The 25,283-nt window shown below is 69.1% G+C and carries 24 protein-coding genes; 5 read left to right on the top strand and 19 right to left on the bottom strand.

What is annotated here, in order from left to right; genetic code table 11:
• Positions 1 to 75: 75 nt before the first annotated feature.
• Positions 76 to 1,518 (top strand): PucR family transcriptional regulator, encoded by a 1,443-nt coding sequence (locus FFF93_RS13530; RefSeq protein ID WP_138768461.1) that lies wholly within the window; start codon positions 76 to 78, stop codon positions 1,516 to 1,518.
• 114 nt (positions 1,519 to 1,632) lie between these two features.
• Here the strand turns inward: FFF93_RS13530 and FFF93_RS13535 are convergent, their stop codons facing one another.
• Positions 1,633 to 2,169 (bottom strand): hypothetical protein, encoded by a 537-nt coding sequence (locus FFF93_RS13535; RefSeq protein WP_138768460.1) that lies wholly within the window; start codon positions 2,167 to 2,169, stop codon positions 1,633 to 1,635.
• Between the two features lie 163 nt (positions 2,170 to 2,332).
• Between FFF93_RS13535 and FFF93_RS13540 the strand changes: the two genes are divergently transcribed.
• Complete coding sequence (locus FFF93_RS13540; RefSeq protein WP_261375142.1) at positions 2,333 to 3,190, top strand: DUF1206 domain-containing protein; 858 nt, start codon at positions 2,333 to 2,335, stop codon at positions 3,188 to 3,190.
• Positions 3,191 to 3,304: 114 nt separating this feature from the next.
• The gene (locus FFF93_RS13545) at positions 3,305 to 3,886 is read left to right on the top strand and encodes a hypothetical protein (RefSeq protein WP_138768459.1); all 582 of its coding nucleotides are present in this window, start codon (positions 3,305 to 3,307) and stop codon (positions 3,884 to 3,886) included.
• 37 nt (positions 3,887 to 3,923) lie between these two features.
• On the opposite strand, the gene FFF93_RS13550 is transcribed toward FFF93_RS13545, so the two are convergent.
• The 14 genes from FFF93_RS13550 to FFF93_RS13615 all read right to left on the bottom strand — a co-directional run bounded on the left by FFF93_RS13550 (position 3,924) and on the right by FFF93_RS13615 (position 19,389).
• Positions 3,924 to 4,913 carry a DNA topoisomerase IB gene (locus tag FFF93_RS13550; RefSeq protein ID WP_138768458.1) on the bottom strand — a complete coding sequence of 330 codons (990 nt, stop codon included), beginning with the start codon at positions 4,911 to 4,913 and terminating at the stop codon, positions 3,924 to 3,926.
• Between the two features lie 171 nt (positions 4,914 to 5,084).
• The gene (locus FFF93_RS13555; RefSeq protein WP_138768457.1) at positions 5,085 to 6,548 is read right to left on the bottom strand and encodes an FAD-dependent oxidoreductase; all 1,464 of its coding nucleotides are present in this window, start codon (positions 6,546 to 6,548) and stop codon (positions 5,085 to 5,087) included.
• Positions 6,549 to 6,589: 41 nt separating this feature from the next.
• Positions 6,590 to 7,858, bottom strand: coding sequence for a uroporphyrinogen-III C-methyltransferase (cobA, locus tag FFF93_RS13560; RefSeq protein WP_138768456.1), 1,269 nt, complete (start codon positions 7,856 to 7,858; stop codon positions 6,590 to 6,592).
• Between the two features lie 234 nt (positions 7,859 to 8,092).
• Positions 8,093 to 8,389, bottom strand: a complete 297-nt coding sequence (locus FFF93_RS13565; RefSeq protein WP_138768455.1) for a putative quinol monooxygenase — start codon at positions 8,387 to 8,389, stop codon at positions 8,093 to 8,095.
• A 42-nt stretch (positions 8,390 to 8,431) separates the two neighbouring features.
• Complete coding sequence (locus FFF93_RS13570) at positions 8,432 to 8,911, bottom strand: SRPBCC family protein (protein WP_138768454.1); 480 nt, start codon at positions 8,909 to 8,911, stop codon at positions 8,432 to 8,434.
• 125 nt (positions 8,912 to 9,036) lie between these two features.
• Positions 9,037 to 10,128, bottom strand: a complete 1,092-nt coding sequence (locus FFF93_RS13575) for an ABC transporter permease (RefSeq protein ID WP_261375143.1) — start codon at positions 10,126 to 10,128, stop codon at positions 9,037 to 9,039.
• Complete coding sequence (locus FFF93_RS13580) at positions 10,118 to 10,843, bottom strand: ABC transporter ATP-binding protein (protein ID WP_138768453.1); 726 nt, start codon at positions 10,841 to 10,843, stop codon at positions 10,118 to 10,120. The genes FFF93_RS13575 and FFF93_RS13580 overlap by 11 nt, the downstream gene beginning before the upstream one ends.
• 52 nt (positions 10,844 to 10,895) lie before the next feature.
• Positions 10,896 to 12,062: an ABC transporter substrate-binding protein gene (locus FFF93_RS13585; RefSeq protein ID WP_138768452.1), complete on the bottom strand. Its 1,167-nt coding sequence runs from the start codon at positions 12,060 to 12,062 to the stop codon at positions 10,896 to 10,898.
• Positions 12,063 to 12,287: 225 nt separating this feature from the next.
• Complete coding sequence (locus tag FFF93_RS13590; RefSeq protein WP_138768451.1) at positions 12,288 to 13,454, bottom strand: RtcB family protein; 1,167 nt, start codon at positions 13,452 to 13,454, stop codon at positions 12,288 to 12,290.
• An 86-nt stretch (positions 13,455 to 13,540) separates the two neighbouring features.
• The gene (locus tag FFF93_RS13595) at positions 13,541 to 14,992 is read right to left on the bottom strand and encodes a sulfate adenylyltransferase subunit 1 (RefSeq protein ID WP_138768450.1); all 1,452 of its coding nucleotides are present in this window, start codon (positions 14,990 to 14,992) and stop codon (positions 13,541 to 13,543) included.
• A complete protein-coding gene (gene cysD, locus FFF93_RS13600; RefSeq protein WP_395858439.1) occupies positions 14,992 to 16,038 on the bottom strand; it encodes a sulfate adenylyltransferase subunit CysD in 1,047 nt (348 codons plus the stop codon). Before cysD ends, FFF93_RS13595 begins: the two co-directional genes overlap by 1 nt.
• Before the next feature lie 86 nt (positions 16,039 to 16,124).
• Positions 16,125 to 16,835, bottom strand: a complete 711-nt coding sequence (locus FFF93_RS13605; RefSeq protein WP_138768449.1) for a phosphoadenylyl-sulfate reductase — start codon at positions 16,833 to 16,835, stop codon at positions 16,125 to 16,127.
• Entirely contained in the window at positions 16,832 to 18,577 is a 1,746-nt protein-coding gene (locus tag FFF93_RS13610; RefSeq protein WP_138768448.1) for a nitrite/sulfite reductase, read from the bottom strand. The genes FFF93_RS13605 and FFF93_RS13610 overlap by 4 nt, the downstream gene beginning before the upstream one ends.
• 74 nt (positions 18,578 to 18,651) lie before the next feature.
• A complete protein-coding gene (locus FFF93_RS13615; protein ID WP_138768447.1) occupies positions 18,652 to 19,389 on the bottom strand; it encodes a sirohydrochlorin chelatase in 738 nt (245 codons plus the stop codon).
• Positions 19,390 to 19,450: 61 nt separating this feature from the next.
• On the opposite strand from FFF93_RS13615, the gene FFF93_RS13620 reads away from it, so the two are divergent.
• Positions 19,451 to 20,125, top strand: a complete 675-nt coding sequence (locus tag FFF93_RS13620; RefSeq protein WP_138768446.1) for a trimeric intracellular cation channel family protein — start codon at positions 19,451 to 19,453, stop codon at positions 20,123 to 20,125.
• 10 nt (positions 20,126 to 20,135) lie between these two features.
• Positions 20,136 to 20,564, top strand: coding sequence for a hypothetical protein (locus FFF93_RS13625; RefSeq protein ID WP_138768445.1), 429 nt, complete (start codon positions 20,136 to 20,138; stop codon positions 20,562 to 20,564).
• Positions 20,565 to 20,693: 129 nt separating this feature from the next.
• Here FFF93_RS13625 and FFF93_RS17205 read toward each other — a convergent pair whose 3' ends face one another.
• The 4 genes from FFF93_RS17205 to FFF93_RS13645 form a co-directional block, all read right to left on the bottom strand.
• Entirely contained in the window at positions 20,694 to 21,125 is a 432-nt protein-coding gene (locus tag FFF93_RS17205) for a DUF559 domain-containing protein (RefSeq protein WP_315851477.1), read from the bottom strand.
• An 843-nt stretch (positions 21,126 to 21,968) separates the two neighbouring features.
• Positions 21,969 to 23,069 (bottom strand): polyprenyl synthetase family protein, encoded by a 1,101-nt coding sequence (locus tag FFF93_RS13635; RefSeq protein ID WP_138768443.1) that lies wholly within the window; start codon positions 23,067 to 23,069, stop codon positions 21,969 to 21,971.
• Entirely contained in the window at positions 23,066 to 24,406 is a 1,341-nt protein-coding gene (locus FFF93_RS13640; RefSeq protein ID WP_138768442.1) for a geranylgeranyl reductase family protein, read from the bottom strand. The genes FFF93_RS13635 and FFF93_RS13640 overlap by 4 nt, the downstream gene beginning before the upstream one ends.
• A gap of 12 nt (positions 24,407 to 24,418) precedes the next feature.
• Positions 24,419 to 25,210 carry a demethylmenaquinone methyltransferase gene (locus FFF93_RS13645; protein WP_138768441.1) on the bottom strand — a complete coding sequence of 264 codons (792 nt, stop codon included), beginning with the start codon at positions 25,208 to 25,210 and terminating at the stop codon, positions 24,419 to 24,421.
• Positions 25,211 to 25,283: the final 73 nt, after the last annotated feature.

Consider the following 25,283-nt stretch of genomic DNA (forward strand, 5'->3'; position numbering starts at 1 on the left):
CCGGGGAATAGGCAGCTGCACACCGAAGCCGCAGTGATTTAGTGCGGTTGACCAGCGCCCGGCTATCCTGATTCCATGGCAATTTCGCTCGCGGTCCTGCTGGGGGTTCCGTCCCTCAAGCTGACCAAATCGGGCCTCGCGGAGACCACCTGGCACCAGGACATCCACTGGGTCGCAGTGACCGAGCAGGAGGACCCGCAACGCTTCCTCAACGGCGGCGAGCTGGTCCTCACCACCGGGATGCGGCTCCGGAGCGCGCCCGAGCAGCGCCGTTTCGTCCGCCAGGTCCAGCGCGCCGGCGCGGTCGGGATCGGCTTCGGCGTCGGGCTCACCCACGAGGTGGTGCCGCCGGCCCTGGTCGCGGAGGCCAACCGCTGGGGCCTTCCGGTGGTGGAAGTGCCCTACGAAACACCCTTCATTGCGATCGGCAAGCTCGTCGCGGATGCCCAGTCCGCGGACCACTACGCCAAGCTGGAGCGCTTGATCGCAGGGCACCAGGTCCTGGCCCGCGCCCTGCTGACGGGCGGCGGCCTGGCCGAACTACTCAAGCACCTGGGTTCCATGCTGCGCACCGACATCGTTCTCACGCAGTTCACTGCGCAGCTCTACAACGGCGCCGCCGGCGGCCCGTCCCCCACGGCGGACGGCTGGGCGTCCTACCCGATCCCGACCGGACGCCGCGATGCCTGCACGCTGTGGGTGCGGCACCCGTTCGAGGACTCGGGGATCGTCGGCTACGCGCAGAACCTGATCAGCGTCGAACTCAACAACATGGTCAAGCAGCGCCAGTCGCAGCGCGCCCTGGCCGGGCAGGTGCTGGAGGACGTCATCCACGGGACGCTGGATCCCACCGAGGCCACGCGGCGCCTGGCCGGCATCGGCGTCAACAGCACCCGCAAGAACGTGGTGCTGCTGGCCGAATCGGCCGCCCATGCCAAACAGCTGGGGAGCTCCTCGCTGCCGCAGCCGCTGGCGGCGGCGGTGTCCGCCGTCGTCGGCAAGGACCTGGTGGTGCTGGTACACGACGACGGCAGCGGCGCCAGCGCACTGGCCCGGAGCCTCAGCGACCACCTGGCGGAGGCGGGAATCCATGCCACCATCGGCATCGGCGGGGCCTATACCAAGCCCAACGGGCTGCGCTGGAGCTTCTTCGAGGCGCGCGACGCGGCGAGCCATGGCCTGCCGGTCAACGAACCGGAGCGGCTGAGCCTGACCTCATTGCTGCTGGCCAGCGAGGATGTTCCGCTGGCGGACATGGCGAATGAGTCCCTCAACCCGCTGCGGACGTTTGACGCCGCCCATGGCGCCGAACTGATGACAACGCTGGAGAGCTACCTGTCCAACAACGGCTCGGTTGCCGCCGTCGCCGAGGAGCTCACCCTGCACCGGAACACGGTCCGCTACCGGCTGGCCCAGATCACCGAGTTGACCGGCTACGACCCGGCCCAGACCGCGGACCGGGTGCAGCTGTGGCTGGCGTTGGCCGTGCAGCGGCTCAGCGCCCGCCACCCGCGCTGACGCAAAGTCGGCGCCTGCAGACACAGGAAACGCGGGGTCACCTACGGCCCATCCGGAGCTCCGGCATGGGCGCGACGTGACCCCGCGTTTGCTTTGCCCCAGCGTTGCCTTGTCCTAGCGGGCGAGGCCCTTGAAGACGTTCTTCGGCCGCTGCATTTCACCGTGCTTGGCGCCCAGGACGATAACCCAGCCGGCGAAGACCGGAATGGCCCACTGCAGGATTTTCAGCTGCTGCTGGGCGGAGCGGAGTTCGTCCGAAGCCCCGGCCTTGGGCTCCGTGGCGCCCTTGGCACCTTCGGCGGCGAGCTTGTCCACTTTCGCCCCCTGCAGTCCGGCGTACAGGGTGACGGCGGCACCGGCCAGGGTGACGATGGACTTGTAGACGCTCAGTCGCGTCACGCCGTCCTGCTTGGCCATCCGGCCCTTGTTCTCCCACATGATGGCGAGGCCGGAGAGGAAGTGCGCGCCGAAAGCGGCCGTCTGGTACGGGGCCCACTTTTTCCAGCCGAGGCTGGACAGCCGGGTGCGCTCGGCGGGATCCTTGGCCTCTGCCGTTGCGCCGTTCAGCCCGATGGCGCCCATCAGCGAACCGCCGAACCACGCGCCGGCGGTCAGATCGTGGATGGATCGGGCAACGAGATTACCTGCCATGGTGAGCGTCCTATCGTGTGAAGTCGAATCCGGAAACGGCGCGGCCAAATGCCGAGGCCCCGCCTCGCATATAGTAAGCACACTTACCAACAAGTTGGTAGTCCCGGCTTCGCGGCGGCACTACGGCCGCAGCACGTAAGCTCGTAGCCATGGAAGAGGACGGTTGAGCAGAAGACTGCCGGGCTGGCCGGCGAAGCCGGACAGCCGAGCTGTCCTCGGCGACGCCGCGGATGCCGCGGAGGCCGCGTCCAACAGCAGGGTGCTCGACGTCGTCGCGCGCTGGGGATTCGCCGTGATGGCCCTGCTTCACATTGTGATCGGAGCGATCGCCGTCGCGCTGGTCCTGGGCGCACCGGGCCAGGCCGAGCCCACCGGCGCCATCGAGCAGCTCGCCGCCAACCCGTGGGGTCCCGCGGTGATGTGGTCCGGCTTCATCGGCTGCGCCGGGCTCGCCCTGTGGCAGCTGAGCGAGGCGACGCTGCGGGCCCGGCACCTGCCCCGCGGCAAGCGGCTCGGCAAGCTGGTTTCCTCGGGATTCCTGGCCATCGCCTACGGCAGCGTCGGCTTCACCTTCGCGAGTTTCGCCGTGGGGGTCCGTAGTGACTCGGGCGATTCCACCGCCGCCTTCAGCCAGGCCCTGATGAACCGGCCACTGGGCGCGCCGCTGCTGATCGGCCTCGGCCTGACCGTGAGTGGGATCGGCGTCTACTTTGTGGTGAAGGGCCTGGGCAAGAAATTCAAGGAAGAGTTGCGGCACTTCGAAGGGACCCACCGCGGCCACCTCGTCAGCGGTCTGGGCGTTGCCGGCCATGTCGCCAAGGGGGCGGCGCTGGTCCTGACCGGGCTGCTGTTCGTGATCGCCGCGGCCACCGACGACCCGGGCTCGTCCACCGGGCTGGACGGCAGCCTCAAGGCGCTGCAGCACCACCCGTTCGGGCCCTACCTGCTCCTGGCGATCGGCGCCGGCTTCGTTGCCTACGGCGTGTTCGCCCTGATCCGCGCCAGGTTCGGGCGGATGTAGTCTCCCTTGTTGCCTGACCGGCGCCGGTCTATCGTTTTAGCTAGTCCCGGAACCACGCTTCACACCCCTCCGGGTGGTGCCGCCCACCGGCGGTCGGCCCTTTGAGGTAATGCCATGAGCTACGTCCCAGTCAGCAGGCGCACGATCAGGCGGCACCGTGAATCGGAGCGGTCCACCAGGCGCCTCGTGATCGGCCTGTCTGCCGCCGCGGCGGCGGCCTGGCTGCTCTCGGTCACGATGTCCACGGCGGTCCACGTCAGCGGCTACGCCTACAACCTCGCCGTCGTCATCCACGTGCTCTCCCTCGTGGTGGCCTTCGGCGCCATCATCCTGGTGGACTGGCATGGCTTCTTGTGGCTCATCGGGCGCCGCCGGCTCGCCGAGATCATCCGGCTCGACGGCGCCCCCACCCCGCTGATCTGGGGCGGCCTCGCGGGCATGCTGGGCACCGGGGTCTTCCTGAACCCGCACTTGAACAACACCATGACGGACGTCAAATTGGCCGCCGTCCTGGTGCTCAGCCTGAACGGCATCATGCTCATCCCGCTCATGCGGCGGCTGGCCCACCTGGCGCCGGGCGCCGCCTTCCAGGACCTAACCGTCGGGCAGCGCGTGCACCTGCTCCTGTGCCTGGTCATTTCGCAGGCCTGCTGGTGGACGGCGATCATCATCGGGTTTATCAACGCCCAGTTCTGACCGGCCCAGTCCCGGACTGCAGTCCGCCCCGCTCCGGTCAGCGCAGCGGAACGACCGAACCCTCCTGGTAGAGGAGCGCCCGGATTTCCGACTCGGCCGAGTCCAGCCGCTGCGGATCGATGGTCTCCCCCGCTTCGAAGTGGTCCAGCAGCCGGGGATCCACGTAGCTCTTCCGGGCGATCGACGGCGTGTTCCCCAGGACCGCCGCGGCGTCCACCATGGCGCGGCTCACGGCGCGTTTCCGGGCCGAGATTTTCGCCTGCGGTCCGCTCCGGGCCAGGCTCACTGCCGCGGCGACGGTCCCGCGCAGGGTGCGGAAGTCCTTGGCGGTGAAGTCACCGCCGGTGCGTTCCTTGACGTAGTCGTTGATCTCGGCGCTGGTGACCGGGTGCCAGCTGCGGCCGTTCTTGTAGGCGAGCAGGCGGGCGTTGCCGCCGCGGCGCTTGAGCGAACGGACGACGTCGGCCAGGTCGGCGTCGTCGATCCGGGACTCCCACGTCTTGCCGCTCTTGGCCGGGAAGCTGAGCCGGAGCTCGTCCTTGCGCACCTTAACGTGCGCACAGAGCAGCGTGGCCAGGCCGTGGCTGCCGTTCTCGTTGGTGTACCGCTCGGAGCCCACCCGCAGCGATCCGCTGTCCAGCATGCGGAATCCGGCCGCCAGCACGCGCTCCCGGGTGAGCCCCTCGGAGCGCAGGTCCAGCGTCACGAGCCGGCGCGCGGAGGGCAGGGTCTCGGCGAGCTGCAGCGAGCGGTCGAACTTCAGCCGGTCCTTCCGCTCCCGCCAGCTGGGGTGGTAGATGTACTGGCGACGTCCGACGGCGTCGACTCCGGTGGCCTGGATGTGGCCGTTCTCGTAGGGGGCGATCCAGACATCCGTCCAGGCCGGCGGGATCCCGATGCTTTCCAGCCGGTCCCGCACCGGGCCGGCCGGAAGGGTTGACCCGTCCAGATCCTTGTAGCTGAAGCCGGTCCCTGCCGCGACCCGGCGGTAACCGCGGCCGGACGCGTTGCTGTGACGGAGCCTCATCGGCCGTTTCCCGGGCCGGGGGTTTGCCTGCGCTGCTCATCCATAACGGTAAGCCTACTGACTACCCGCCGGGAATGCCCCCATATGCAGCAACGCGGGGTCACTTCGCGCCCATAATCCCCTCCGGGATGGGCGCGATGTGACCCCGCGTTGCAGTCTGAGGCGGGCTTTCTAGACCTCGACGGCGGCGCCGCGGGAGATCTCCACCATGTCCTCGCGGGGGACCACCTTGATGCGTTCGCGCTGGACGGCGACGCCGTGCGACTCGCCGGCCGCGCTGGCCTGATCGCCGAGGGCACGTTCATGCGCGTCCAGGGCGAGCCAGCCTTCCCAGCTGGTGTACCGCACGCCGCGGGTCTCCAGCAATTCGACGATCGCCTCCGGGGCGGGTGCCGAGGCCAGGGGCAGCTTGTCGCGGTCCTCCAGCAGGTAGGTCACGGTTTCGAGGGCGTCGCCCTTGGTGTGGCCGATCAGGCCGACCGGGCCGCGCTTGATCCAGCCGGTGGCGTAGATCCCCGGCACGTGGGTGCCGGCGGCATCGAGGACGCGGCCGCCGTCGTTCGGGACAACGCCCTTGCTGTGGTCGAACTCGACCTCCGGCAGCGCGGAACCGAAGTAGCCGATGGCGCGGTAGACGGCCTGGACCGGGTAGTCGACGTACTCGCCGGTGCCGCGGGCGTTGCCGGTGCCGTCCAGTTCGGTGCGCTCGAACTTGATGCCGGCGACGCGGCCGGGGGCGGCGGCGTCGTCGAAGATCTCGACCGGGCTGTGCAGGAAGTGCAGGTGCAGGCGGCGCGAGGCCGTGAGCTCGGAGAGGTCCTCGGGCTGCTCGGCGATCCAGTTGGTGAGCGTGCCCACCATGGTCTTGGTCTGGTTGTTGCTTTGGATCTGGCGGTCAGATTCGGCGTCGAACTCGAAGTCCTCGGGGTAGAGGATGATGTCCACGTCCTTGGAGTGGGAGAGTTCGCGCAGCTCCAGCGGGGTGAACTTGACCTGGGCCGGCCCGCGGCGGCCGAAGACGTGCACGTCGGTGACCGGGGAGTCCTTGAGCGCTCGGTGGACGTTGTCCGGGATTTCGGAGACCAGCAGGTCGTCGGCGTGCTTGGAGAGCATCCGGGCGACGTCCAGGGCCACGTTGCCGTTGCCGATCACGGCGATTTCCTTGGCCTCCAGCGGCCAGTCGCGCGGCACGTCCGGGTGGCCGTCGTACCAGGAGACGAAGTCGGCGCCGCCGTAGGATCCCTCGAGTTCGATGCCGGGGATGTTCAGGTCCGCGTCCTTGATGGCGCCGGTGGCGAAGATGACGGCGTCGTAGTGCGCGCGGAGGTCCTCCAGGGTCAGGTCCGTGCCGTAGTCCACGTTGCCGAAGAAGCGGATGTCGCCGCGGTCCAGGACCTTGTGCAGCGCATTGACGATGCCCTTGATCCGCGGGTGGTCCGGGGCCACGCCGTAGCGGATGAGCCCGTAGGGCGCCGGGTAGCGGTCGAAGAGGTCGATGCTGACGGTGAGCTCGCCGCTCTTGACGGCCTCGCTTTTGGTCAGGATGTCCGCGGCGTAGACGCCGGCGGGGCCGGAGCCGACGACGGCGACGCGCAGCGGGCGGGCGGCGGTTCCTACAGGGGTGTTCGTTGACACGGCTGTGTTCCTTTGGTTCGATCCGGGTGCTGCGGGTGAAACTAGCGGGCGGCGACGCGCGGGGCGTTCGGGGAGGTGGTGCTGTAGTCCGCGGTCTTAAAGTGCGACGGCGCGAACGGGCTGACGCGGACCACGTCGCCGATCACGATCACCGCGGGATTCGCGACGGACGCTGCCTCCGCCTGGTCCGCGATGGTTTCGAGCGTTCCGATGGTCACCCGCTGGTTGGGCAGGTATCCATTCTCTACGATGCCAACCGGCGTCGCCGCTGGCAAACCGGCGCGGGCCAGGGAGGCCGCGGAATCGCGCAGTTGTGCTACGCCCATGAGCAGAATCACGGTGTGGTCGGAGCGGGCGGGCACCTCGGAGAGCTCCTCGTGGCCGGTGACGACACTGAAGCCCTTGGCCAGGCCGCGGTGCGTGACCGGGATGCCGGCCGCAGCCGGGACGGAGATCGCCGAGGTCACGCCGGGCACCACTTCGACCTCGACGCCGCGCTGCCGGCAGAACTCGGCCTCCTCGCCGCCGCGGCCCAGCACGTACGGGTCGCCGCCCTTGAGCCGGACCACCCGGTGGCCGGCGAGGGCCTCGTCGACGAGGATCCGGTTGATCTCGGCTTGCGGGGCGGGATGGTGGCCGGGGGTCTTGCCGACCTCGATCACACGCACGTCGGGGGCCAGTTCGGCGAGGAGTTCGCGCGGGCCGAGCCGGTCCGCGACGACGACGTCGGCCTGGCCCAGGAGCCGCCGGCCGCGCACGGTGATGAGCCCGGCGTCGCCCGGGCCGCCGCCCACGAGTGCGACGGCGCCGGCAGCTGCATCGGCCCGGGCCCGGCGACGGCGCAGCGGCAGGTCGCCCGTCTCCAGGGCGGTGGCGAGTGCGTCGCGCAGAACCATGGCTCGGCGGGGGTCTCCCCCGGCGTTGACGGCGATTTTGATGTCGTCCACCACGGCGACGGCGGGCGTCCAGGCGGCGGAGGCTTCGTGGTCAGAGGCGTTGACGCACCAGATGCGCTGCGCCTCGGCGTCGGCCGCAACCTGGGCATCCACAGCCGGATTGCCGGTGGCGGTCTGGACGAACCAGGCGCCGTCGACGTCGGTGCTGCGGTACGGGCGGGGCTGCCAGTCGAGGAGCCCGGCGGCGGCGAGGTCGTTCAGGGCGGGGCAGGCGTACGGGGCGACGACGGTGACGCGGGCACCGGCGTCGAGCAGTCCCTTGGCGCGGCGTGCGGCGACGGGGCCGCCGCCGACCACGAGCACGGGACGGCCGAGGAGGCGCAGCGCCGTGGGGTAAATGTCCTGAATTGCCATGCATCGACGATAGGGCGGGGGCCGAAAGGGCAACAACGGTGCGGAAACACCCGTTCACGCGGGGTAACGCTGAGTCACAAAGCCGGGGTTTCAGGGGCACACCGGCCAACCTGTCAGCGGTCCAGGGGCACTTTGACGGCCGGAGCAGCCGATTCGCGCTCACATGACGGCGTGTGTGTGCCAATGTGCCCCCGTTCGGCGGGCGAGTTGCCGGGCGGCTGGGCGGCCACGCGCCTACTTCACGGCAATGAGCTCGATCAGTTTGATGTCGGGGTCCTTGGACAGCAACGTGGGCCCGTGTTCGCCGAGCGCCGCGGGGATGGCGCCGTTCAGGTGGGTCTGGCGGTCTTCCTCGCTATCAAAGGTGTCGAAGATGCCGAACGTGTAATCGTTGATCCGGAAGGCATACCAGGTCCGGGTCCCGGGTTCTTTAAGCACGATCTCCCGGCCCCCGTTGAGGAAGTCCCAGACCTCCTGTTCCTTCCCCAGTTTGGCTTCGACCAGTGCCAGCACTCCGTATTTTGGCGCCACGGCTGTCTCCTCAGATTTGGACTGGATCGGCCGGAAACCGGCCTATAGCCGCGAGTGTAGGCCCGTCCCGGGGCCCGGACAAGGCGTCGCGAGGATGGCCCCTCGTCCGGCAATAAGACGTTCCAGATAGCGGCGCAGGACGACTCGCTCGACCAACCAGCCCACGGGTCCAAAGGGTGCCGTGAACTCAATCTTGTCTGTCATCACGGAGCCAGCGTCGGTTGCCTCGAACTCGTGGACATGGCGGAACGCTTTGAAGGGGCCCTGTACTTGTTCGTCCACGAAGGAGACCGGATAGTCGAGGCGGGTCACTCGGCTGGTCATGGTCAGGGGGACACCGAAGTGCCGTGCCCGCCAGGTCACTTCCTCGCCGGCACCGATGAGTCCTGCGGTCACCCCGGCAACGGCACGCTCTCCCGAGGCCGCCATCGTCTCCACATGGGCGTCGATGCTGCGCGCCCGGTCGAACAGCTGTTCCGCGGGCAGGACGGATTCGGTGCGGCAGACGAAGCTCACGGTCATGCCGTCAGTCTGCCAGACACGGCGGGCCCCGCTGGCTGCCTCCCCGGAATTGGGCGGGTACTTGGGGCCGGTGCCGACGGCGGTAGTCGCCTTCGGGGGCGCGTGCCGGGGTTAGCGGTCGGTGCCTAGCGGGTGCTGCCGGCGAGGAGGCCGCGGCGGCGCAGCAGGCGCTTCTCGATCGGCGCGAAGACCAGCAGTTCGATCAGGATGCCGACGCCGAGGATCAGCAGGATGGCGGCCAGCACAATGGTCATGTCGGCCAGATCGCGGCCCTGGTTCAGCATCGAGCCGAGGCCGAAGCCCATGCTGCCGCCCACCGTGATGATTTCCGCGGCCATGAGGGAGCGCCAGGAGAAGGCCCAGCCTTGTTTGAGGCCGCTCAGGTAGCCCGGCAGGGCGGCCGGAAGGACGATCTGCAGCGCAAGCTGGAGGCGGGAGGCGCCCAGGACCGCGCCGACGCGGCGGTATTGCGGCGGGATCTGGTCGACGCCGGAGATCAGCCCGTTGATGATCGAGGGGATAGCGCCCATCAGCACGACGAAGTACACGGTGGCGTCGCTCAGGCCGAACCAGATGATGGCGGCCGGCACCCACGCTACGGAGGGCAGCACCTGCAGCCCGGAAATCAGCGGCCCGAAGGCACGGCGGAGCGGTGCGACCTGGGCCAGCAGCAGGCCCACCGGCGTCGCGATGGCAACGCTGACCAGGAAGCCGGCGATGCCGCGCTGCAGCGAGGTCCAGACGGCCTCCTGCAGCCTGGCCTCGCCCCACAGTGTGCCGAGCTGGCCGATGACATCCAGCGGGCCGGGCACCAGGTCGCGGCGTTTGATGCCGAGCGAGACGTACACCTGCCAGGCAACGAGGAGCACGGCGAGCGCGGCCACCGGCAGGAGCACCCGGCTCCAGTCGATCCGCGCCCGGCGGACGGCATCGGACTGAAGCGAATCGAGTCCGGCTTCGAGTTGCCGCAGGTCCTCGGCCCCGGTCGAGGAACGGGTCAGGGCGGCGTGGACTGACGCGGTTCCGGGCTTCGCGCCCGTTGCCGCCCCGGGAGTGGCATCTAAGGCATCCGCTGAGGGACCCGACGCGAGCGTGCGAGTGTTGGGAAGGCCGGTGACGCTGCCGGAGCCGGCCGCTTCGTCCGCAGGACGAACGCGGTCCGGCGAAGGGGCGGAGGCGGCAACGGGCGTGGAGCCCCATAGAGACTTATTGGGCATGGCGGCGGATCTCCTCGCGTAGCCGGGCGGTGATGATACCGGTCAGCTGGCCTGCCAGGCCGGCGTCGGTGCGGTGGTCCTCGGAGACGTTCCATTCCTGGACCACGCGGCCGGGCCGGGAGGAGAGCAGCAGTACCCGCTGGCCCAGCCGGACGGCTTCCCGGACGTTGTGCGTGACAAAGACGATGGTGCGGCCGGTCTCCTTCCAGATCCGCTCCAGCTCGTCATGGAGCAGGTCTCGGGTGATCGCGTCCAGCGCGGCGAACGGCTCGTCCATCAGGAGTAGTTGCCGGTCCTGGGCCAGCGACCGGGCCAGGGCCACGCGCTGGCGCATGCCGCCGGATAACTCGTGCGGCCGCTTGTCCCCGGCCCCGCCCAGGTGCACCAGGTCCAGGAGTTCCCCGGCCTGCACCCGGCGCTCGGCCTTGGCCACACCGCGCAGCTTGAGGGCAAGCTCCACGTTTTCCCGGGCGGTGAGCCACGGGAACAGTGCCGCGTCCTGGAACATAAAGGCGGCGCCGTCGCTGGGTACCTCGAGGGCGCCCGACGTCGGGGCCTCCAGCCCCGCCATGATGTTCAGCAGGGTCGACTTGCCGCAGCCGGAGGCGCCGAGCAGGGCGACGAATTCGCCCTGTCCGATGCTGGCGTTGACGCCGTCCAGCACCGGGGCGCCGTCGCCGAAGCGCTTGCCCAGGTTTTCCAGTACGACTGGCATGGTCACGTCCTTGGTTGTGGTGGCGGGGTGAGGCGGTGGGTGGCGGAACCGGTTAGTCCTTGCCCAGTCCGTGCGCCGACGTCTTCGCCGGGACCACCGCGTTCAGGGCGGTCAGGTCGAAGATGCCGTTGATGTCCGCCTGCTTGGTGGTGCCGGCGTCGACGCCGTCCTGCAGCAGTTTCTGGTACGTCCCGGCGAGCGGGTCCACCGTAAAGACGATGTTCTTCAGGGACCGGTCGACGACGTCGGCGGCCAGCGAGGCGCCGCCGGACTCCTTCAGCGCGGCGTTGAGGACGCCTGCCTTCTCGCCTGCCGGGGCCTTGGCCAGCCAGTCCACGGACTCGACGTGGCCCTTCAGCAGCGACTTGACGGTGTCCGGATGTTCAGCGGCGAATTTCTTGTTGACGATCAGCACGGTGGTGGGGAACTCGCCGGGCTTGCCGGAGAGTGAACCATCCCAGAGATCCTTTTCGTCGACCAGGACCTTGGCTCCTGCCTGGAGTACCAGCCGCGACGCCCACGGCTCCGGAAGCCAGGCGCCGTCGAGCTTGCCGTCCTGGAACAGCTTCAGGGTCTGGGCATTGTCGGTGGGGTTGATGGTGACGTCGCCGCCGCCGTCCGGGGAGGTCCGGTAGCCCTGCTTGCCCAGCCAGGCGCGGAGGGCCACGTCCTGGGTGCCGCCGAGCTGGGGCGTCGCGAGCTTCTTGCCCCTGAGTTCGGCCGGCGAGGTGATGTCCGGCCGGACCACAAGCTGCGCGCCGCCGGATGCCGCACCGGCGACGATGCTGACGGATTCGCCCTTGCTCTTGACGAAGGAGTTGATCGCCGGGTTGGGGCCGATGTAGGTGGCGTCGATGGCGCCGGCGTTGAGGGCTTCGATTGCGGCGGGGCCGGCGTTGAAGACCTGGGTGCTGAGCTTGGTCTGGCCCAGTTCCTTGGCGATGAACCCCTTGCTGACGCCGACCAGGGCCGGGCCGTGGGTGATGTTGCCGAAGTAGCCGAGCCGGAGTTCCGTGGCCGGGGAGGTCCCGGCGGCCGGCGCGGCGGCGCCGTCGTTGTTGCGGGACGTCGTGGAGGCGACGGCGGCGCCGGCACCGATCAGCAGCGCCAGTCCGACGGCGACGGCGATTTCGGTGGTGCGCTTGCGCTTCGGCCTGGCCGATTCGCCGGCGACGATCCGGGTGGTGCCGGGGGTGGGGTAAACAGGTGTGGATGACATGGCGGGGTCCTGGTTCTTGGAGGGTGAGCGGGGCCGGGCGGGTGGTCAGCGCCGGCGACATCGCCCCCTGGGTGCCCCGCGGGAGGGGCTGTCGAACCAATCTGGCGTAGTCATGGCTTCACCCTAGGGAGGGTCAGGAAGCGGGTTCAATGGTGCAGAAACCCGGGGTCACGCTAGTTCATGCGGCGTCACATGCGGGTGGCTGCTTCGGCGCCGGCCAGCGGATCAGTCGCCTTTGACGTTGACGAGCTGGCGGAGCTTGTGCCGCACCCTGACGAGGTCCGCCGAGTCGCGCATCACGGTGTCGATGGGCTTGTAGGCCGCGGGGATCTCGTCGATGAAGGCCTCCCGGGGCCGGAATTCGATGCCCTGCATGGCCGTCTTCAGCTGCGCCAGCGAGAAGGCCTTCCGGGCGGCGGTGCGGGAATACTCCCGGCCGGCGCCGTGCGGGGAGGAGTTCAGCGCGAGGGTGTTCCCGAGTCCGACGACTACGTAGGACGCGGTGCCCATGGAACCGGGAATCAGGCCCGGGTCCCCCTTCTGGGCCCTGATGGCGCCTTTCCGCGAGACCCAGACGGACTTGCCATAGTGCGTTTCCTGTGCGGTGAAGTTGTGGTGGCAGTTGATCCGTTCGAGTTCCCGGACCCGGCCGCCGATCCAGGCTTCGAATTGCTGGACCACCCGGTCCATCATTTCTTCCCGGTTCAGCAGGGCAAAGTGCTGCGCCCACCGGAGTTCCCTGATGTAGCGCTCGAATTCGGGAGTGCCTTCCAGCAGGTAGGCAAGGTCCCGGTCCGGCAGGGCGATGTTCCGGCGCAGGCACACGCTCCGGGCCTCGGCGATGTGGCGCTGCGCAATCTTGTTGCCCACCCCACGCGAGCCCGAATGCAGGAACAGCCACACGGCGGACCCCTCATCCACGCAGACCTCTATAAAGTGGTTGCCCGAGCCGAGCGACCCGAGTTGCAGCTCCCAATTCGCCGCGTACCGGGCCGGGTCGAAGCCGGCCTTGGCCGCCATCCTGCGCAGCTCGGCCAGCCGGGGCCCGGCGGTGGCTGAGATCCTGCGGTTGAAATGGCCGGCCGATAAGGGAATGGCACGTTCGATTCCCTCGCGCAGCCGCAACAGGTCCCTGGGCAGGTCCGTCCGCAGGAACTGGGTGCGTACGGCGATCATGCCGCAGCCGATGTCCACGCCCACAGCCGCCGGGATGATGGCGCCCACCGTGGGGATGACGGATCCCACCGTTGCCCCCTTGCCCAGGTGGGCGTCGGGCATCAGCGCGAGATGCGGGTAGATGATCGGCAGCGTCGCTGTCGCCAGTGCCTGCCTGCGGGTCTCATCGTCCAGGATGGATGCCCAGCTGATGAGCCTGCTGTTGATGGCTTCCACGGATCTGCCCTCCCACGACGATGATCGCGGGCCGGCGGCACGGTGGCAAGGGCGCCGAGCGGCGGGTCCCGGCGGCGCGAGCCGCCTCAGATGGAGTAGCGCTCGTCCTCGTGGTCGCCGGGATGGTCCTTGACCAGGCCCGCGGCGAGGGTGTTCCCGTCCTGGGGGTCGATGACCAGGAACGCGCCGGTCCGCCGGTGGTGCAGGTAGTTCTCCAGCGGCAGCGGGGCGGCGAGCCGGAGCTGGGCGTGGCCGATGTCGTTGAGCTCCAGGGTGGTGGTGGGCTCCAGCTGGAAGGTAGCGAGGTCCAGCTTGCCGGTGACGTTCCGGACCAGGGCCTGGACCGTCCGGGTGCCGTGCTTGATGAGCACCTTGGCCCCCTCCCGGAGCGGTTTGGGCGAGAGCCAGCACAGGGCGGCGTACAGGTCAGCCGAAGCTTCGGGTATGGTCCCGGCCGCGGCGATGGTGTCCCCGCGGGCGACGTCGAACTCGTCAGCGAGGCGCAGCGCCACCGATTGCGGCGCCACGGCCTCGGTGAGCGAATGCCCGGCGAAGTCGATGCCGGCCACCGTGGTGGTGCGGGGTGCCTGGCCCGGGGTGAGGATACTGACCCTGTCCCCCAGCTTCACCGAGCCCTCCGTGATCTGCCCGGCATAGGCACGGTAGTCGCGGTAGCCGGCGACGTCGAGGCCGGCGGCGACGGCGTCGGGCGCCAGCGCGCCCTGCGGCCGGACGACGAGCTGGACGGGGAAGCGGAAACTCTCCAGGTGGCTTTCCAGTTCGTCCGCGGCGGGCAGTGCCTCAAGGACTTCGAGCAGGGCCGGCCCCCGGTACCAGGGGGTGCGGTCGGAGCGGTCGACGACGTTGTCGCCGTCGAGCGCTGACACCGGGATCACGAAAAGGTCGGCGACGCTGCCTGGCTGTGAGTCGTCGCGGCCAAGCCCGAGTTCGCGGCCCACCTGCTGCACATCGGCTTCGATCCCGCGGAAGACGTCTTCGCTGAAGTCCACGAGGTCGATCTTGTTCACGGCGACGATCACGTGCGCGACGCGCAGCAGCTGCAGCACCGAGAGGTGCCGGCGGGTCTGTTCCAGGACACCCTTGCGGGCGTCGATGAGCACGACGACGGCGTCCGCGGTGGACGCGCCGGTGACGGTGTTCTTGGTGTACTGCACGTGCCCGGGGCAGTCCGCGAGGATGAAGCTGCGCCGGGCCGTGGCGAAGTAGCGGTAGGCGACGTCGATGGTGATGCCCTGTTCCCGCTCGGCGCGCAGGCCGTCGGTCAGCAGGGCCAGGTCGATCCGCTGTTTGCCGTGGGCGTCCGTGTCCCCCGCGCCGCCGAAGCCGCGGTCCGCCGAGGTGCGGGCGACGGCGTCGAGCTGGTCGGCGAGGATCGCCTTGGAATCGTGCAGCAGTCGGCCCACCAGGGTGGATTTGCCGTCGTCGACTGATCCGGCGGTGGCGAATCTGAACAGTGATGCGGACGAGAGCTGCAGGCTTCCGGGGGCGGACTCGGTCGAGGTTGCGGTGGTGCTCATTAGAAATAGCCGTCCTTTTTGCGGTCTTCCATGGCGGCCTCGGAGATGCGGTCATCGGCCCGGGTGGCGCCACGTTCGGTGATGGTTGAGGCGGCAACTTCGATCACGACGTCGCCCACGGTCGCGGCGTCCGATTCCACGGCGCCGGTGCAGGACATGTCGCCGACGGTCCGGTAGCGGACGGTTTTGGTGATGACCTGCTCGTCCTCGCGCGGCTGGGAGACCTCCCCGACCGCGCGCCACATGCCGTCGCGGGCGAAGACCTCACGCTCGTGGGCGTAGTAGAGGCCCGGCAGGTCGATGTTCTCCCGCTCGATGTAGCGCCAGACGTCCAGCTCGGTCCAGTTGCTGATCGGGAACGCCCGGACGTGCTGGCCCACGGTGTGGCGGCCGTTGTAGAGGTTCCACAGCTCGGGCCGCTGGTTGCGCGGATCCCACTGGCCGAACTCGTCGCGCAGGCTCAGGATGCGTTCCTTCGCGCGGGCCTTGTCCTCGTCGCGGCGGCCGCCGCCAAAGACTGCGTCGAACTTGTTGCGCTGGATCGCGTCCAGCAGGGGCACGGTCTGCAGCGGGTTGCGGGTGCCGTCGGCACGCTCGGCCAGCTCGCCTGAATCAATGAACTCCTGCACGGAGCCGACGACGAGCCTCAGGCCCAGCCGCTCCACGGTCCGGTCACGGAACTCGATCACCTCCGGGAAGTTGTGCCCGGTGTCCACGTGCAGCACCGGGAACGGGACCTTCCCCGGCCAAAACGCCTTCGTGGCCAGATGCAGCATCACCACGGAGTCCTTGCCGCCGGAGAACAGCAGCGCCGGCTTCTCGAACTCGGCAACCACCTCGCGGATGATATGAATCGCTTCCGATTCCAAAGTGTCCAAAGACGACAGGCGGGCCGCACGCGGAGCCGCAGAACTCAGGCGACCCGACAGCAGAGCCGGAGCAGCATATGCCGCCCCGGGAGTGGCATCTAAGGCATCGGCCGAGGGACCCGACGCGAGCTTGCGAGCGTTGGGAAGGCCGCTGCCGCTTCCGGAGCTGGACGGCATGCTGCTTGCAGCATTGCCGTCCAGCGAAGGGGCGGGGGCGGCATCTGCTGTGGAGGCGTAGCCTGCCACGGAAGTCAGGAAGTTGCTCATAGGTGTAGTCCGCATTCTGTCTTGTCGGTTCCTGCCCAGCGTCCGGCGCGAGGGTCGTCGCCGGGCGCGACCTTGCGGGTGCAGGGCTGGCAGCCTATGGACGGGTAGCCCTGTGAAAGCAGCGGGTTGACGGGCAGGAGGTTGTCGTCGGAGTACTGGACCAGCTGGTCGAAGCTCCAGGCCGCCACCGGGTTCACCTTGACCAGGCCGTTGGCTTCGTCCCAGGTGACCAGCGGCGTGTTGGTGCGGGTGGGCGCCTCGTCGCGGCGGACGCCGGTGAACCAGAGCTCGTAGCCGGCGAGGGTGCGGCGCAGCGGGGCGACCTTGCGCAGGGCGCAGCACTGCCCGGGGTCGCGGGCGAAGAGGTCCTTGCCCAGAAGCCGATCCTGCTGTTCCACGGTATTCTCCGGCAGCACGTCGACGACGTTGACCCGGAGGCTGGCCGCGACCTCGGTGCGCGTGGCGTGGGTTTCCGGGAAGTGGTAGCCGGTTTCGAGGAAGAGCACGTCGACGCCGGGGAGTTGGTCGGCGACGAGTGCGGGCAGGACCGCGTCGGCCATGGAGCAGGCCACGGCGACGGCGGGGAGCTCGAAGTTGCGCGCCACCCAGGCGATGACCTCGCGCGCCGGGGCGTCCCAGCCGAGCTCGGCCGCGCCGGCCTCGGCGATTGCCTGAAGCTCGTCGCGGGTGCGGAGTGCAACGCTCACTGCAGGTCCCCCTCATCGGCGGCGAAGGCCCATTCGGCGAAGCTCTGGTCCTCGGTGTGGTCCGCCACGTATTTCCGCACCACCCGCTCCACGTAGTCGGGCAGCTCCTCGGCCGTGACCTTGAGGCCGCGGACGGTGCGGCCGAGGCCTGCCTCCTCGCGGCTCTCGGATGCCAGCCCGCCGCCAAGGTGCACCTGGAAACCCGGCGTGGGGTCGCCGTCGGGCGTGGGCAGCATCATGCCCTTGAGGCCGATGTCCGCGGTCTGGATCCGGGCGCAGGAGTTGGGGCAGCCGTTGATGTGCAGCGAGAGCGCCTGCGGGAGCTGGCGGGACTCGACCAGGTCGGCGAGGCGGCGTTCCAGCTCGGCGACGGCCGTGGCGGCCGTGACCTTGGTTTCCACGATCGCCAGCTTGCAGAATTCGATGCCGGTGCAAGCGATGGTGCCGCGGCGGAACACGGACGGCCGGGCGGACAGGCCCAGGGCGTCGAGTTCTGCGACGAGCGGTTCCACCTCGTCCTTGGGCACGTCGAGGACCACGAGCTTCTGGTGCGGGGTGGTGCGCAGCCGCCGCGAGCCCCGGGCCTCCAGAGTGTCCGCGAGCTTGACCAGCTGGCTGCCGGAGAGCCGGCCGGCCAGCGGGGTGGCACCGATGAAGAACTTTCCGTCCTTCTGTTCGTGCACGCCAATGTGGTCGCCAGGGGTGGCGGGCTTGGGCGCCGCGGGGCCGTCGTCGAGCTGGTAGCCGAGGTATTCGTCCTCAAGGACCCGGCGGAACTTCTCCGGCCCCCAATCGGCCAGCAGGAACTTCAGCCGGGCCTTCGTGCGCATGCGCCGGTAGCCGTAGTCGCGGAAGATGCTGGTGACGCCGAGCCAGACGTCGGCGGCCTGGTCCGGACGGACAAAGGCGCCGAGGCGCTTGCCCAGCATCGGGTTGGTGGAGAGCGCGCCGCCGACCCAGAGGTCGTAGCCGGCGCCGAGCTCGGGATGGACCAGGCCCACCAGGGCGACGTCGTTGATCTCGTGGACCACATCCTGGCTGGGGTGGCCGGTGATGGCGGTCTTGAATTTGCGCGGCAGGTTGGCCAGTTCCGGGTCGCCGATGAAGCGTTCGGCGAGCTCATGGATCAGTGGTGTGGGGTCGATGATCTCGTCCTTGGCGATGCCGGCGACCGGGGAGCCGAGGATGACGCGGGGCACGTCGCCGCAGGCCTCGGTGGTGGACAGGTCCACGGCTTCGAGGCGGCGCCAGATTTCGGGCACGTCCTCGACCCGGATCCAGTGCAGCTGGATGTTCTGCCGGTCGGTGAGGTCGGCTGAGTCGCGGGCGAAGTCCACGGAGATCTGCCCGATGACGCGCAGCTGCTCGGTGCTGAGGGCGCCGCCGTCGATCCGGACCCGGAGCATGAAGTATTTGTCTTCGAGCTCGTGCGGCTCCAGGGTGGCGGTCTTGCCGCCGTCGATCCCGGGCTTGCGCTGGGTGTACAGGCCCCACCAGCGGAAGCGGCCGTGCAGGTCGGTGCCGTCGATCGAGTCGAAGCCGTGCTTGGAGTAGACCGATTCGATACGCTCGCGCACGTTCAGGCCGTTGTCTTCCTGTTTCCAGGTTTCGTTGGCGTTCAGCGGGGCGGTGCCGTCCACCTTCCACTGCCCGTGCGGCTTGGCCGCGGGGCGGGCGGGTCGTTTGGCGCGGCCTGCGGCAGCCTGGTCCGGGGACGCTCCGGCTAGAGCTGTATCAGTCATGGATCGACTGTAGGAGCGCCCGTAACGGCGTCACAATGGTTCAGAAACGCGGGGTCACCTAGGGCAACAATTCGTCATGAACCGCTGCCGGCGACGGCCGCGTCAAAGCGCGCCAAAGCGATCTCGGCAAGCACCGGGGAAGGCAGCAGGGGCGCGGTGACCAGGTCCGCACCGGCCTTGGCGAGCTGGTCGTGGAAGAAGCCAGGTGCCAGCAGGTAGGACGCGATCACCACCCGGCCGCCGAGGTCCACGGCCCCGGCCGAGAGGCCCGCGCCGGCACCCCCGGCGGCCTCCTCACGCAGCATGGCCACCGCCTCGGGCACCGAGGGCGACGCCGAGGCGCCGTAGGCGGCCACGATCCGGTTCGAGCGGAGGGCCCTCAGCTGCCCGGCGAGCTCCTCCACGTTGTCCGCCGCGGTGGGGTCCGAGGAGCCGGCGGCGGCGAGGATGACGGCGTCGTTGTCGGTCACCCCGGCCTCGCGCAGCCGCTGGTCCAGCAGGGCCGCGAGCCGCGGGTCCGGGCCCAGCGGCGCGGCGGCAAGGGTGTCCGGCCGGCTCTTCACGGCCCGGGCGATGTCCACCTTGACGTGGTAGCCCACGCTCAGCAGCAGCGGAACGACGACGGCGGATTCCCCGGCCGGCAGCCCCGCCACGACAGCGGGCAGGTCGGGGTCCTGCACGTCGACGTAGGCCTCGCGGACGTCGAGCCCGGGACGCAGCGCGGCGATCCCGGCCCGCAGGGCGTTGACCTCCGCCGCGCCGTCGGGGCTGGAGGTGCCGTGGGCGCAGGCGATCAGGATGGGGCTATTCATAGCCGTTAGCGTAACCTTGGAGCCGCCCTATCCGCCGCCCTGCTACCAACCGGGACGCCCCATGACTTTCTCCTTTAGCCTCGTGATGGTCTGGCTGGACCTGGCGGGCGTCTTCTTCTTCGCCGTCTCCGGTTCGCTGCTCGCGGCGCGCAAGCAGTTCGACATTGTCGGTTCCCTCCTGCTGGCCTCGGTGGTGAGCCTGGGCGGCGGTGTCATCCGCGACATCATCATCAACACGGGGCCGCCGGCAGCCTTTACCAACCCGGCGTACCTCGCTCCCCCGCTGCTGGCCATGGTCCTGGTGTACTTCCTGTTTTCCAGCGTCCAGCGCTTCACGTCCCTGCTGATCCTGTTCGACGCCGGCGGTCTGGCCTTGTTCTGCATCACGGGCAGCCTGAAAGCCCTCGCCGCGGGCATGCACCCGGTGGCAGCGGTGCTCCTGGGGGTCACGACGGCGGTGGGCGGCGGGCTGCTGAGGGACATCACCGCGAACGAGGTCCCGCAACTCTTCGACCCCAAGGACATCTACGCCCTGCCGGCGTTTGCGGGGGCCGCGCTGACCGTGACGCTGTCCGTCACCGGGGTGTTTACCGCCCTGACGGCAAGCGCCGTGGCCGCCGTGGTCTTCGCCTTCCGCGTCACCGCCTGGCGGCGCCACTGGTACGTGCCGCTGGCCGTCCGAGGCTGGCACCGCCTGGGTCTGGACAAGGCCGAAAAGGGCCCCGGGATTAGCTAGGATAAGAAGCATGACTGACATGTTCCTCGAGAAGTTCCGCGCGCTTGTTCCGAAGTATCTCGAGGACGAATGGCAGGAAGAGGACGGGCTGCCGGAGGACGAGCTGGACGCGGCCCTCGCCGAGCACCAGTTCCAGGTCCCGCTGGTCCTGCGCGAGTTCTACCTGGCCCTCGGCGGCTGCGAGGACCTGATGGAGGCCTACCACTACTTCTGGGACCCCGAAGAACTCGAAGTCGACGACGAAGGCTTCCTGATGTTCCTTGAGGACGAGGAAGAACAGTTCACCTGGGGCTTCCGTGTAGGCGACCTCAGCGTCCCGGACCCGATCGTGTACCGCCGCAACAACGCCCGAGGCCAGTGGAAGAGCGAGGAAGGCACCTTCTCCGAGTTCGTCTTCGACATGTTCGAGTGGGCATTCACCGACGAGGACGAGGACTAAGGCCGCTCCGGGCTACGTCGGCCGCTGACTTTCCCCACCTTTGGCCGGGTCTGCCGCAGCTCCTCCGCACGTGGGGGCACCGGCCGTCCGGGGGCACTTTGCCACGGACACGCCGCCGTGATCCGGTCATCACGGCCGGAAGGCGCCCCCGCGCCACAGCGCCAGCACCGTGAGGACTTCGGCCACCATCCTCTCCGGATGATGCACGACGTCGTCGTAGCCAAACCTGAGCACGAGATAGCCTCCGACGACGGTCGCGTTGTTGCGCCTGCGGTCTTTCTTGACCTGCCGGGACTCCAGATGCGCAGCGCCGTCGGTTTCCACGACGAGGCAGCCCTCCACCAAAAAATCCACTTCGCCCACGTCAGGGATCTCGACATGCCTTGACACCTGAAGTCCGGCCCGGCGGAAGGACCTATTGGTGAGTACTTCCAAGAGGGAATCGGCCCGCGGGATGACCAGGTCCAGCACCGCCCGGGCGCGGGCATTGCGGTTGCCCGGCAGTTTGCTTCGGAGGAAGGCCAGAGAAATGTCCCCGCGGCCCACAGCACACTGGACCATGACCAAGGCCTCAGTTTCTGGCAGGCAGCGAAGGGCGTGGATCAGGACATCGGCCAACCCGGCCACAGGGAGCCACGGGTGCCGGGGATGCCGACGACGGCCATGTGCCACGGCCCCCGGCGGGGCAGCGCGGTGCCCGACACACAGGTGCAGCTTCCGTGCCGGAACCAAGGTCCACAGCCCGTAGCTGGGCGCAGCTGAGACGCAACTGAGAAGTCCGCCGGCCTCCCGGGCGGCCCTGTAGGCGGTGAATTCCGCCAGCGAGTACTGTCCGCGGCGGACTCTGAGCACCGCGCCGTCGGCAACGGCCCGAGTGATTCGGTGGCGACTGAATCCCGCCACGCGAAGGTCGTCCGCGGCGGCCGTTCCTCCGCGGCTGGCAAGGAAGCCAAGAAGATCCATTCCCTAACCTTGCGCGGCGCGGCGGGCTTGTGTGGTGAGCCGGCGGCCCTATGTGGATATCCAGAAACCGCACCGGGGGCACTTTGACACGGACTCGCCGTCGCGACGCTCCGGAGCCACAACACCGCTCCCCAATGTGCCCCCAGCGTGAGGCATGAGGTCGACCGGCGGTGCATCACGCCGCCCCGCGCCGCAGCCCCCGCAAATCCGTGACAATCAATTTACAGAATCGCTAGACAACGTGACACAACTGTCATAAGCTTATTCATGGGTTCACCAAATGCCTCCGGTGAATCTGATGCGAACGGAGAAATGGCCCCGGTTCCGCACAACGGACGACTCGTAACGTTGTGAGGAACCGGGGCCATTCCGCTTTAAATTCAGGCCCGGGCCCGCCGGCGCCGGGTTGCCGGCCGGTACGCCCGGCGGCTCCGGGAACCGCTAGCTGCTGCGGTCCACGACGGCGTGCGCGAAGCTGGTCAGCGAATCCTTGACCACGCCCTCCGGGAGCGGGGCGAGGGCGGCGATGGCTTCGTCGGCCCAGGCTCGGGCCACCGTCCAGGACTCCGCGGTAACGGGGTGTTCGCGCAGCCCGGCGACGGCGGCCGCGAGGGCCTCGTCCGAGCTGAGGTCGCCGTCGATCAGCTGCAGGAGGTCGACGGCGGACTGGTCGCCGTCGTCCGCCGCTTTGCGCAGCAGCAGCACGGGCAGCGTGGGCACGCCCTCGCGCAGGTCGGTGCCTGGCGACTTGCCGGATTTGACCTTGACGCCGGTGACGTCAATGACGTCGTCGGCAAGCTGGAAGGCGACGCCGACCTTCTCGCCGTACTCGACCAGCAGCGTCTCGTAGGCCGGATCGGCATTGGCGAAGATCGCGCCGAGCTGGCCGGACGCGGCCACGAGCGAGCCGGTCTTGTCCGCGATCACGGAGAGGTAGTGCTCCACCGGATCCTCGTCCGGGCGCGGCCCCACGGTCTCGTGCAGCTGGCCGAGGCAGAGCCGCTCGAAGGTGCGGGCCTGGATGCCGAGCGCGCGGGACCCCAGCTCGGAGACCAGGATGGAGGCCCGGGCGAAGATGAGGTCACCGGTCAGGACGGCAACGGAGTTGCCCCAGACCTCGTGCGCGGTGGGGGCGCCGCGGCGGAACGGAGCGGAGTCCATCACGTCGTCGTGGTACAGCGTGGCCAGGTGCGTCAGTTCGACGACGACGGCGGCCTGCACCACCGCCGGCAGCGACGCGTCGCCGAGGTGGGCGCAGAGCAGGGTCAGCAGCGGCCGGATGCGCTTGCCGCCGGCTTCGACCAGGTGGCGCGACGTGGCGTCGGCCAGCGGGTCCGAGTTGGCGATGGCCTCGCGCAGCTTCTTCTCCACGCGGGCCAGGTTGGTAGTGATGGCCGGGCCGAGTTCGGGGTCCCCCGCGATCGCCGCGAAGCCGGCCGGCAGCTGGAGCCCGGTGGCAATGGCGGTGGTGTTCAGGTCCGGTTCAGCGCTCGGCAGGCCGTGTCCGGCGTGCGTCCAGCTTTGGTCTGCAGAGTTGGTCACGGGTTAACCCTAACTTTTTGTTGCGGAATCCGCGGGGTTGAGTCTGGAACGGGCCGGGTGTTCGAGGTAGCCGGGACGAGTGCTTCGAGGACGCGGATCAAGCGGTCCTCGATGCCCTTGGCCGAGGGGTCGGTCAGGTTGGCCAGCAACCGGACGACGAACTTCATCAGCAGCGGGATGGGCATGCCCGTCCGGAGTGCCAGCTTCATCACGGCCGGCTTGCCGATGACGGCGGCGAACGCGCGACCCAGGGTGAAGTGCGAGCCCCACTGCCCGCGCACATAGTCCGCGTACCCCGCCAGCCGGGCGTCGGCGTCGGCCGTGCTCCAGCCTGCCGAAGCGGCCCGGGACGAGGCGTCGATGATGAACTCCGCCGCGAAACGGGCGGACTCCATGGCATAGGAGATGCCCTCGCCGTTGAACGGGGAGACCATGCCGCCGGCGTCGCCGAGCAGCAACAGCCCGGGCGAGTAGTGCGGGGTGCGGTTGAAGCCCATCGGCAGCGCCGCGCCGCGGATCTCCCCGGCCTGGTTTTCCGGGGTGAAGCCCCATTCCGCGGGCATGCCGGCGGTCCATTCGCGCAGGACCTGCTTGTAGTCCAGCTTGCCGAATTCCTTGGAGGAGTTCAGGATGCCCAGGCCCACGTTGGAGGTGCCGTCGCCGACGCCGAACACCCAGCCGTAGCCGGGCAGCAGCTTGCCGTCCTTACCGGGGAGCTCCAGCCAGCCTTCCATCCACTCGTCGTCGTGCCGCGGGCTGGTGAAGTAGGTCCGCACGGCCACGCCCAGCGGACGGTCGTCGCGTTTCTGGATGCCCAGCGAGACGGCGGTGCGGGTGGAGTTCCCGTCGGCGGCGAGCACGACGTCGGCGGTGAAGTCCCGGGTTTCGCCGGTCTTCCGGCCGGCTTCATCGAGCAGCGCGGCGCGGACGCCGGTGACGCGGCCGTCCTCGGAGCGCAGCGCCTCGGTGACGCTGTGGCGTTCCAGCACGACGGCGCCGGCGGACTGGGCGTGCCGGGCCAGCTCCTCGTCGAAGCCCAGCCGGGTGCGGATCAGTCCGTACTGCGGGAAGTCGGAGACCTCGGGCCAGGGCAGTTCGATGGTGCGGCCGCCGGCAATGAGGCGCAGGCCCTTGTTCCGGCGCCAGCCCTCGGCCTCCGGGTGCGGCAGTCCGAGTCTCTGGATTTCCCGGACCGCGCGCGGGGTGAGCCCGTCGCCGCAGACCTTCTCGCGGGGAAAGCTGGTCTTTTCCAGCACCGTGACGTCGATACCGGCCTGGGCAAGGTAGAACGCGGCGGTGGATCCGGCCGGCCCCGCCCCGACGATCAGTACTTTCACGGCAGCTGCCAGCTACCGCTCGGGCCGGGTGATGTTGCGGCGCAGCTTGGCCACGGGGCCGGTGTGGTTGGCCAGCGCCGCCGCGCCGGCGGCGGGTCCGGATGCCGGTCCGGCCGGCTTCTGGGCGCGGTGGACGGCCACGATGCCGCCGCTGAGATTGCGGTAGGTGACGGACTCCCAGCCGGCTTCCTGCAGCCAGGCGGCGAGGTGGTCCTGGTCCGGCCAGGCGCGGATGGATTCGGCGAGGTAGACGTAGGCGTCCGGGTTGGAGGAGACCTTGACGGCGATGGCGGGCAGGGCGCGCATCAGGTATTCGGTGTACATGGTGCGCCAGAGCGGCACCACCGGCTGGGAGAACTCGGCGATGACCAGGCGTCCGCCGGGTTTGGTGACCCGCAGCATCTCGGCGAGGGCCTTCTTGGGCTCGTTGACGTTGCGCAGGCCGAAGGAGATGGTGCTGGCGTCGAAGGTGTTGTCCGCGAAGGGCAGGCGGGTTGCGTCACCGGCGACGAAGTTGATGTCAGGGCGGCGCCGCTTGCCAACCTTGAGCATGCCCAGGGAGAAATCGCAGGCGACGACGTCGATCCCGGCGTCGGCGTACGGTTCACTGGAGGTGCCGGTTCCGGCGGCGAGGTCAAGCACGCGCTGGCCGGTCTTCACGTCCATGGCTTCGACGACGATCCGGCGCCAGCGGCGCGTCTGTCCCATCGACAGGACGTCGTTGACGACGTCGTATTTCGGGGCGACGTCGTCAAACATCGTGGCTACTTCGTCCGGACGCTTATCCAAGGATGCTCGGTTCACCCCGTTATTGTCTCAAATCTTCGACGCACCCCCTAACCACCGGCCGGTCCGGGGCGCGGCGTGCGGCGGGAGT

This window comes from Arthrobacter sp. KBS0702 (assembly GCF_005937985.2).
GTDB lineage: Bacteria > Actinomycetota > Actinomycetes > Actinomycetales > Micrococcaceae > Arthrobacter.